The sequence below is a fragment of the Synechococcus sp. GFB01 genome (assembly GCF_001039265.1).
Lineage (GTDB): Bacteria > Cyanobacteriota > Cyanobacteriia > PCC-6307 > Cyanobiaceae > NIES-981.
In genome coordinates this window covers 1-7,846 of the sequence record NZ_LFEK01000079.1, presented here as the reverse complement: position 1 = coordinate 7,846, position 7,846 = coordinate 1, and the positions used below count along the sequence as shown (strand labels likewise).

Here is a 7,846-nt window from a genome sequence, read left to right as displayed (position 1 = left end):
CGCCCTGGTGGAGGGGCTGGCGGTGTGGCCGGCGGGTGCGCTCACGGAGGCGGTGGCCCTGCTACGCCAGCCGCCTCAGGCGGCGGCCCCCTCCCCCGCCACCCTGACGCCCGAAGCCAGCCAGGGAGATCTGGCCGATGTGCGGGGCAACCCCATGGCCGCCGTGCCCTGGAGATCGCCGCGGCCGGCGACCACCATCTGCTGCTCTGCGGCCCGCCGGGCAGCGGCAAGACGATGCTGGCCCGTCGCCTGGCCGGTCTGCTGCCGCCGCTCAGCCGCGCCGAAGCGCTGGAGATCACCGGCATCCATTCGGTGGCGGGCCTGCTGGGGGAGCAGAGCGGCCTGATCGGCAGCCGCCCGTTCCGGGCGCCCACCACAGCTGCAGCGGCGCGGCCCTGATCGGCGGCGGGGCGATTCCGCGTCCGGGAGAGCTGGTGCTGGCCCACCGGGGTGTGCTCTTCCTCGATGAGCTGGCCGAATTCCGGCGGGAGGTGCTGGATCTGCTGCGCCAGCCGCTGGAGGAGGGTGAGCTGTGGATCCAGCGCGCCCGCCACCGCAGCCGTTTCCCCTGCCGGATCACCCTGGTGGCGGCCACCAACCCCTGCCCCTGCGGCTGGCACGGCGACCCTGAGCGCAGCTGCACCTGCACGGTCGGCCAGCGACGGCACTACTGGGGGCGTCTGTCCGGGCCGCTGCTGGATCGCATCGACCTGCAGGTGACGCTGCAACGGCCCGACAGCGAGGCGCTCGCAGCCTGCTACAGGCCGGCAGCGGCCGCGGCGGTGGAAACCACCTCGGTGGTCCGGCGACGGGTGGAGGAAGCCCGCCACCGCATGCAGCACCGCAACCCAGGGGGCTGCAGCAACGCCCAACTCGATGCAGCGGCCCTGCGCCGTCTGCAGATCATCGAGGAACCGGCTCTGCAGCTGTGGGAAGCGGCCCTGCGACATCGGCGCCTCTCGGCCCGCTCGGGTGAACGGGTGCTGCGCCTGGCCCTCACCCTCGCCGACCTGGCGGATGCCGGCCGGGTCGGCACAGGGGAGATCGCCGAAGCGCTGACCTACCGCTTCCTCACCGGGCGATCGGTGTAGGGCTGCACCCCGATCAGCGGCGGGGCCAGGGCATCCTGATCATGCAGGCTGCCGATGGCATGGTGCACGGCATCGGCAAACCAGGCAGCGAAGCGGTTGAGGCCGAGCTGAACAATGGAGCCCGATCCGGAAGACATCAAGGTCATGGCCGCTGTTGAGGCTGGTTTCAGCCTGGCGGACATCGGCGCAACCGGGAACAGGTAGAAAGACCGGTTTGGGCGGGACCGACGGTGGGGCTCAGCGCCGGCGGCGACGCTGCTGGGCCTTGCGCTTGTACTTCTCGGTGGGCGTCTCGTGGTGACGCAGGCGCTTCAGATCCGCAAAGATCCCCGCCTTGGACACCTGGCGCTTGAAGCGGCGCAGGGCCGATTCGATGCCTTCGTTTTCGCCGACGGTGACCTGGGTCATGAAGCGTGGGTGAACTGACCAGAAGGGCGACTGTAGCAATCGCCCTGTCGCCGCTCAACGGGTCGCTGCTGACGGAGCAGCAGCAGCTGCGGCGTCCCCCTGAGGTGGCTGTTGCTCCATCGCCGGCTGCGACTCGACCTGTGCGCCGGCCTGCCCCGGGGTGAGTGCAGCGGCGGGCCAGCTCTCACGGTGGAGATACACGTGGCCGAGCCTGCGGCCGGCGTAGGCGCGCCGCTTGAGCTGCCATCCGGGTTCGAACACGAACAGGAGGAAGCCACTGCCAGGCCCCTGGGTGCGGGCCACCACCATCTCAGGCCCGGCGCCGGNTTTGGTGGGGATCGCCAGCAGGAGGTTGTCGTTCTGTTGTCGCACCACCATCAGGCGGTAGCTGGAGGCCAGATCCAGATCGCCCACCCGCACCGAATAGCCGTTGGCATCGATGAAGCGACTGCAGATGCCGGTGAAGTCGAAGCCGGCCAGCAGGGGATCCACCACCGCAGGCGCCGAACCGCTCACCGCGAAGCAGGCGCGCTTGCTGTTGAGCTGCTCGTAGATGTTGAGCTGGGCCTTGGTGCCATCACCGATCGGGGCGGCCACCAGCACGAAACGCTGCTGATCCAGATCGGCGGCATTGAAGATTGTGGCGCCGGCCGGTCGTTCCAGCACGGTGGCCAGGCCGGAGGCGACGGCAGCCAGCGACAGCAGAGCGGCGGGGAGGACAGAGCGGAGCATCACGGCAGGGTACCGGGGCCGTTCGTCATCGTATGCACATCGAGCTGGGTCCACCAGGGCAGCAGCTCGCGCCATGGGGGATCAGGCGGGCCGGTTGATGCGGATCGCCAGCAGCAGGGACGCCAGCGTGCCGGGCAGACTCAGGCCGAGGATCCAGCGGGTCGTCACCAGGCCGAGATCCGGATCGCCGTAGGCCAGCTCGAACACCGAGCCGGTGGCGGCGATCCCGAGCAGGCAGGCCAGGGCCAGGAAGATCCCGGCCAGCGGTTTCATGGGCATCGGAGGGCTCCGGGGCGCTCAGCGGATCGAGTGAACGTCGGAGCGCTGGAAGCCCTTCTCCTTCAGGCCCTCGTTGAGGCTGAGCTCATCGGTGACCCGATCCACGAACAGCACGCCGTTGAGATGGTCCATCTCGTGCTGGATGCAGCGGCCCAGCAGACCGTCGGCCTTGAGCTTCTGGGGCCTGCCCATCTCATCGCGGTAACTCACCTCCACCACGGTGGGGCGCACCACATTGAGGTAGACCCCGGGGATGCTGAGGCAGCCCTCCTCATAGGTGTCGAGGGAGGAGCCGAACGAGCGGATCTCGGGGTTGACCAGCACCATCGGCGGGTTGGCGGGGTTCTCGGGATCGAGATCGATCACCAGCAGCTGCTTGTGCACCCCCACCTGGGCCGCCGCCAGGCCGATGCCGTGAGCGGTGTACATGCTGCGCAGCATGTCGCGGGCCAGATCGCGCACCGCTTCATCCACCTTGCTGACGCGCCTGGCCGGGGCCCGCAGCACCGGATCGCCCAGGGTGTGGATCGGCAGGGGGGGCTGATCGAGCACCTGCTTGGGCACCTGCACGCCGCGGCTGGCCTGAGCGGCCGAATGGGCCATCTGGGCGAAGCTGCCGGCCACAGGAGGGTTTCCCAAAGAGGACTTCTAGTTTAGGAGGGCTGGCTGGAGACCCTGCTTGAGCGCCTGGGAGCCCCTGGCGGCCGCCGCCGTGGTGGGCCGCATCCCTGTGGTGAAGGAACCACGGCTGAGCGGCGACCGGCTGCTGTGGCTCGAGCAGCGGCCCCACGAACAGGGCCGCACCACCCTGATGCTGCGTGCCGGCTCAGCAGGGACGGCCATCGAGCTCACCCCCGGCAGCTGGAACCTTCGCAGCCGCGTGCATGAATACGGCGGCGGGGTCTACGCGATCAGCGGCGGCGATCTGGTGTGGGTGCATGACGGCGACCGCTGCCTCTGGCACCTGGCGCTCGATCCGGACAGCGGTGCGCCCCTGGGGGAACCGAGCCGGCTGCTGGCGCCCGGCGAGCGGGCCTTTGCCGATGGCCTGATCGATGCGGGGCGGCGCCGCTGGATCGGGGTGCAGGAAGCCGGCGGCCGCGACCAGCTGGTGGCGGTGCCCCTGGAAGGCGGCGAGCCGCTGCTGCTGCATCGGCCGGCCGACTTCTGCGGCTATGCCTGCCTCAGCCCCGACGGCCGCCAGCTGGCCTGGGTGGAGTGGCAACAGCCGTGGATGCCCTGGGAGCGCAGCCAGCTGTGGCTGGCTGATGTGCAGGCCAACGGAACGCTGGCGCGGGCGCGGCCGGTAGCGGGCTCCGGCCCGACCGATCCCCAGCCGATCTCGGTGTTTCAGCCGCTCTGGATCGCGGCGGATCAGCTCGTGGTGGCCTGCGATGCGTCGGGCTGGTGGAACCTGCAGCGGCTCGACACCGGTTCCGGCCACTGGCAGCCGCTGCTGCCGATGGCGGCCGAATTCGCCATGCCCCAATGGGTCTTCGGCATGGCCACCAGCGCCTGGGATGGCCGGGAGCTGATCGCCGCAGCCTGCCGGGATGGAACCTGGCAGCTGGGCCGGGTGAACCTGGGGCCGCCGGCGGTGGGCACGCCAGCCGCCTGGCAGCCGATCGATCAGCCCTTCGATGATCTGGCCGGCCTCAGCGCCGCAGCGGGGCGGCTGGTGGCCATCGCCAGCAACCCCATCACCCCCCAGGGGCTGCTGGAACTGGAGCTGGCCAGCGGCAGCTGGCGGCACACTCCGGCGGCCGCCTCCCCCCTGCCGGCGGAGGCGATCAGCCAACCGGAGCCACTCTGGTTCGCCGGCCACGGTGGGGCATCCACCCACGCCTGGTACTACCCCCCTGCCGGTGGCGCCAGTCCCGAGTCAGCGCTGCTGGTGAAGGGCCACAGCGGCCCCACCGGCATGGCGCGGCGGGGGCTGAGCCTGGGCATCCAGTTCTGGACCTCGCGCGGCTGGGGCGTGGTGGATGTGAACTATGGCGGCTCCACCGGCTTCGGTCGGGCCTACCGCGAACGGCTCGATGGCCAGTGGGGCGTGGTGGATGTGGGCGACTGCGCCGCCGCCGCCAGCGCCCTGATCGCCGCAGGCCGGGCGAGCCCGGAGCGGATCGCCATCGAAGGCGGCAGCGCCGGCGGCTTCACGGCCCTGGCCGCCCTCTGCTTCACCGAGGGGTTTCGCGCCGGTGCCAGCCGCTACGGCGTCACCGACCCGAGCGCGCTGGCACGCGGAAGCCATCGCTTCGAAGCCCGCTATCTCGATGGTCTGATCGGACCCTGGCCGGAAGCGCAGGCCACCTATGAGGCACGCTCACCGCTGGCGCACGCCGATCGGATCCGCTGCCCGGTGATCTTCTTTCAGGGCCTCGAGGATGCGGTAGTGCCTCCTGAGCAGACCGAGCGCATGGCGGCCGCGCTGCGGGCCAACGGCATCGCGGTGGAGGTGCACCGCTTCGCCGGCGAGGGCCACGGCTTCCGCAGCAGCGCCGTGCAGATCGCCGTGCTTGAGGCCACCGAGGCCTTCTTCCGCCATCACTTCGGCCTGTGAGCACGCTGCACGGCCCGCTGCTGCTGGCGCTGGCCCTGGCCCTGCTCGGACTGCTGGTGGCGGCGGGCCGGGCGATCGGGCCGGCGCTGGGCCTGTAGCGCATCGGCCTGCCGGCGGCGCTGCTGGCCGGCGTGCTGGGGGTGGTGCTGGGACCCCACGGCCCCTGGCCGGTGCTGCCGGCTCCGGTGGAGGACCTGTGGGCCCGGCTGCCCATGGTGCTGCTCACCTTCGTGTTCGGCACCCTGATGCTGGCGCGGCCCCTGCCGGATCTGGCGCGGTTGTGGAAGCCGGCCGCCGCCCAGACCCTGCTCGGCCTCACCCTGGGCTTCGGCCAGTACCTGATGGGCGCGGCGGCGGTGCTGCTGGTGCTCGGCCCCTGGCTCGGTGCCGATCCGCTGATGGCCTGCCTGATCGAGGTGGGCTTCGAGGGGGGGCACGGCAGCGCCGCGGTGATGGGGCCGATCTATGCCGATCTGGGCTTTGCCGGCGGCACCGATCTCGGCCTGGCCATGGCCACGGTGGGCCTGCTCAGCTCCACGGTGGTGGGTGGGTTGCTGGTGGTGCTGGCGCAGCGCCGGGGGTGGCTGCTGGATGGCAGCGCTCCCCACTGCGTCCTGCCCGAGCCCGGGCAGACCTCCGCGCCGGTGACAGCCCCGGATCAGGCGTCGACGGGTCAGGGCTGGCCGGCCCGCCTGGGCCAGCTGGCGGTGAACCTGGGGCTGGTGGGCCTGGCGGTGGGCCTGGGGGTGGTGATGCAGGCGGCGCTGGAGTGGGCCGCCACACCGCTCGGCGGTCCGCTGCGCATGGTGGTCGATACCCTGCCGGTCTACCCCCTGGCGCTGGCGGGCTCTCTGCTGGTGCGGCTGGGCCTGGAGCGCAGCGGCGGCACCGACCTGGCGCTGCCCAGCCTGCAGAGCGACCTGGGGGTCTGGCGACCGATCTGCTGATCGCCGCCGCCACGGCGGGGCTCAACCTGCCGCTGCTGCGGGCCAACTGGCTGCCGCTGCTGGTGCTCTCGGGCTTCGGCCTGGCCTGGAACCTGCTGGTGGTGCTGCTGCTGGCGCGGCGCATCCTGCCGGCGGGGTGGTTCGAGCGGGCGGTGATCGAATTCGGCCAGGCCACCGGCGTGGCCGCCAGCGGCCTGCTGTTGCTCGGCATGGCCGATCCGGGCGGCCGCAGCGAGGCGCTGCCGGCCTTCTCGGTGAAGCAGCTGCTGCTGCAGCCGGTGCTGGCCGGCGGGGTGGTCACGGTGGTGGCGCCGCTGGCGGTGCACAGCTGGGGGCTGCCGGCCTGGGGAGCCCTGTGCCTGGCGCTGACCCTGCTGTGGAGCGCCCTGGCCCTGATGCTGGGGGCAGCACGGGCGTGACCGTGTTCCGTGACCGTGTTCGGGGTCCGGCGTGGTGCTGGCCCTGCCGGCCTGGCCGCGGCGCTCACCGCGGCAGATCTGGGCTCTGGCCTGGCGGAGCGGCGGGGTCGCTGAACGCGCCGTAGTGGCGGCGCTGCATCTGCTCCGCCACCTCTTCCATCTCCTCCCCCGAGAGCAGCGGCGGTTCGCCCAGCTGCAGAGCCTGCAGATACATCTGGGCGAGCGTCTCCACCTCCACCGCCAGCGCCAGGGCCTGCTCGAGGCTCGAGCCCAGGGTCACCTGGCCGTGATGGGCCAGCAGGCAGGCCCGACGTTCCCGGAGCGCCGCCACGGCCAGATCCGAGAGCTCCTGACTGCCGAAGGTGGCATAGCCGGCGCAGCGGATGTCGGGCCCGCCCGCCTGCACCACCATGTAGTGAAACGGCGGAATGCCACGGCCGTGGCAGGCCAGGGCCGTGGCATGCACCGAATGGCAGTGCACCACCGCAGCGATCTCGGGCCGGCGGGCCAGGATGTCGGCGTGGAGGCGCCACTCGGAGGAGGGTGCACGCCCGGTCGTGGTGGCGGAGTCCGCGAGCGGACGACCCTGCGGATCGATCGCCACCAGATCCTCCGGACCCATCTGTTCGTAGGGCAGGGAACTGGGCGTGATCAGGAGGCCGCCTGGGATGCGCAGCGAGAGATTGCCGGCCGTGCCTTGATTGAGACCGCATGCGTTGAGCCCCTGGGCCGCGCTCAGCAGCGCCCGCCGCTGATCCAGCGGTCCGCAGCCGTCAGCCATCGCCATACAGCCCCCGCAGCCCCGCCTCGCTCGCCGCGGCCACGCCACGCTCGGTGATCAGCGTCGTCACCAGACGGGCGGGCGTCACGTCGAAACCGGGGTTGAAGCCGGCGCTGCCAGCGGGTGTGAGCTGCACGCTGGCGATCGAGCCCTCGCTGGCGCCGGTGAGCACGCGGCCCTGAATGGCCGTCACCTCCTCGGCGCTGCGGGCTTCGATCGGGATCTCGGCCACCCCGTCGTCGATCGTCCAGTCGATCGTGGAGGCGGGCAGGGCCACGTAGAAGGGCACGTTGTTGTCGCGAGCGGCCAGGGCCTTGAGGTAGGTGCCGATCTTGTTGCACACGTCGCCGCGGCGGGTGGTGCGGTCGGTGCCCACGATCACAGCATCCACCTGGCCGTGCTGCATGAGGTGGCCCCCGGCGTTGTCCACGATCACGGTGTGCGGCACCTCCTCGCGCCCCAGCTCCCAGGCGGTGAGCGAGGCGCCCTGATTGCGCGGCCGCGTCTCATCCACCCACACATGGATGTGGAGCCCGGCGCGGTGGGCCTTGTAGATCGGCGCCAGGGCCGTGCCCCAGTCCACCGTGGCGAGCCAGCCGGCGTTGCAGTGGGTGAGCACTCTCAGG

Annotated in this window: 11 protein-coding genes and 1 pseudogene; 5 read left to right on the top strand and 7 right to left on the bottom strand. The window is 71.5% G+C overall.

Features of this window, described 5'->3' with window-relative positions; all coding sequences use genetic code 11:
• Window positions 1-24: 24 nt before the first annotated feature.
• Window positions 25-683, top strand: a pseudogene (locus tag SYNGFB01_RS16420) (ATP-binding protein); the annotation flags it as partial.
• A 150-nt stretch (window positions 684-833) separates the two neighbouring features.
• Window positions 834-1,091, top strand: a complete 258-nt coding sequence (locus SYNGFB01_RS16415) for a hypothetical protein (RefSeq protein WP_369795531.1) — start codon at window positions 834-836, stop codon at window positions 1,089-1,091.
• Here the strand turns inward: SYNGFB01_RS16415 and SYNGFB01_RS14670 are convergent.
• From SYNGFB01_RS14670 to def, 5 genes are all read right to left on the bottom strand, one after another.
• Window positions 1,061-1,237: a hypothetical protein gene (locus SYNGFB01_RS14670; RefSeq protein ID WP_161795883.1), complete on the bottom strand. Its 177-nt coding sequence runs from the start codon at window positions 1,235-1,237 to the stop codon at window positions 1,061-1,063. The two genes, SYNGFB01_RS16415 and SYNGFB01_RS14670, sit on opposite strands and share 31 nt — an antisense overlap.
• A gap of 91 nt (window positions 1,238-1,328) precedes the next feature.
• The gene (gene rpsU, locus SYNGFB01_RS09245) at window positions 1,329-1,499 is read right to left on the bottom strand and encodes a 30S ribosomal protein S21 (protein WP_006172073.1); all 171 of its coding nucleotides are present in this window, start codon (window positions 1,497-1,499) and stop codon (window positions 1,329-1,331) included.
• A 54-nt stretch (window positions 1,500-1,553) separates the two neighbouring features.
• Window positions 1,554-2,231 carry a DUF3747 domain-containing protein gene (locus SYNGFB01_RS09240; protein ID WP_048017815.1) on the bottom strand — a complete coding sequence of 226 codons (678 nt, stop codon included), beginning with the start codon at window positions 2,229-2,231 and terminating at the stop codon, window positions 1,554-1,556.
• Between the two features lie 81 nt (window positions 2,232-2,312).
• The gene (locus SYNGFB01_RS09235; RefSeq protein WP_048017814.1) at window positions 2,313-2,510 is read right to left on the bottom strand and encodes a hypothetical protein; all 198 of its coding nucleotides are present in this window, start codon (window positions 2,508-2,510) and stop codon (window positions 2,313-2,315) included.
• An 18-nt stretch (window positions 2,511-2,528) separates the two neighbouring features.
• Window positions 2,529-3,134 carry a peptide deformylase gene (gene def / locus SYNGFB01_RS09230; RefSeq protein ID WP_048017813.1) on the bottom strand — a complete coding sequence of 202 codons (606 nt, stop codon included), beginning with the start codon at window positions 3,132-3,134 and terminating at the stop codon, window positions 2,529-2,531.
• A 55-nt stretch (window positions 3,135-3,189) separates the two neighbouring features.
• Here def and SYNGFB01_RS09225 point away from each other — a divergent pair, with 55 nt between their 5' ends.
• The 3 genes from SYNGFB01_RS09225 to SYNGFB01_RS16405 all read left to right on the top strand — a co-directional run bounded on the left by SYNGFB01_RS09225 (window position 3,190) and on the right by SYNGFB01_RS16405 (window position 6,439).
• Entirely contained in the window at window positions 3,190-5,073 is a 1,884-nt protein-coding gene (locus SYNGFB01_RS09225) for a prolyl oligopeptidase family serine peptidase (protein WP_048017812.1), read from the top strand.
• A gap of 131 nt (window positions 5,074-5,204) precedes the next feature.
• Window positions 5,205-6,020, top strand: coding sequence for a hypothetical protein (locus SYNGFB01_RS16410; RefSeq protein ID WP_369795530.1), 816 nt, complete (start codon window positions 5,205-5,207; stop codon window positions 6,018-6,020).
• 62 nt (window positions 6,021-6,082) lie between these two features.
• The gene (locus tag SYNGFB01_RS16405) at window positions 6,083-6,439 is read left to right on the top strand and encodes a hypothetical protein (RefSeq protein ID WP_235300089.1); all 357 of its coding nucleotides are present in this window, start codon (window positions 6,083-6,085) and stop codon (window positions 6,437-6,439) included.
• Between the two features lie 64 nt (window positions 6,440-6,503).
• Here the strand turns inward: SYNGFB01_RS16405 and SYNGFB01_RS09215 are convergent, their stop codons facing one another.
• A complete protein-coding gene (locus tag SYNGFB01_RS09215) occupies window positions 6,504-7,226 on the bottom strand; it encodes a class II aldolase/adducin family protein (protein ID WP_048017811.1) in 723 nt (240 codons plus the stop codon).
• Window positions 7,213-7,846 (bottom strand): S-methyl-5-thioribose-1-phosphate isomerase (mtnA, locus tag SYNGFB01_RS09210; RefSeq protein WP_048017810.1); only part of this gene is annotated, 634 nt, incomplete at its 5' end. The genes mtnA and SYNGFB01_RS09215, both read right to left, overlap by 14 nt.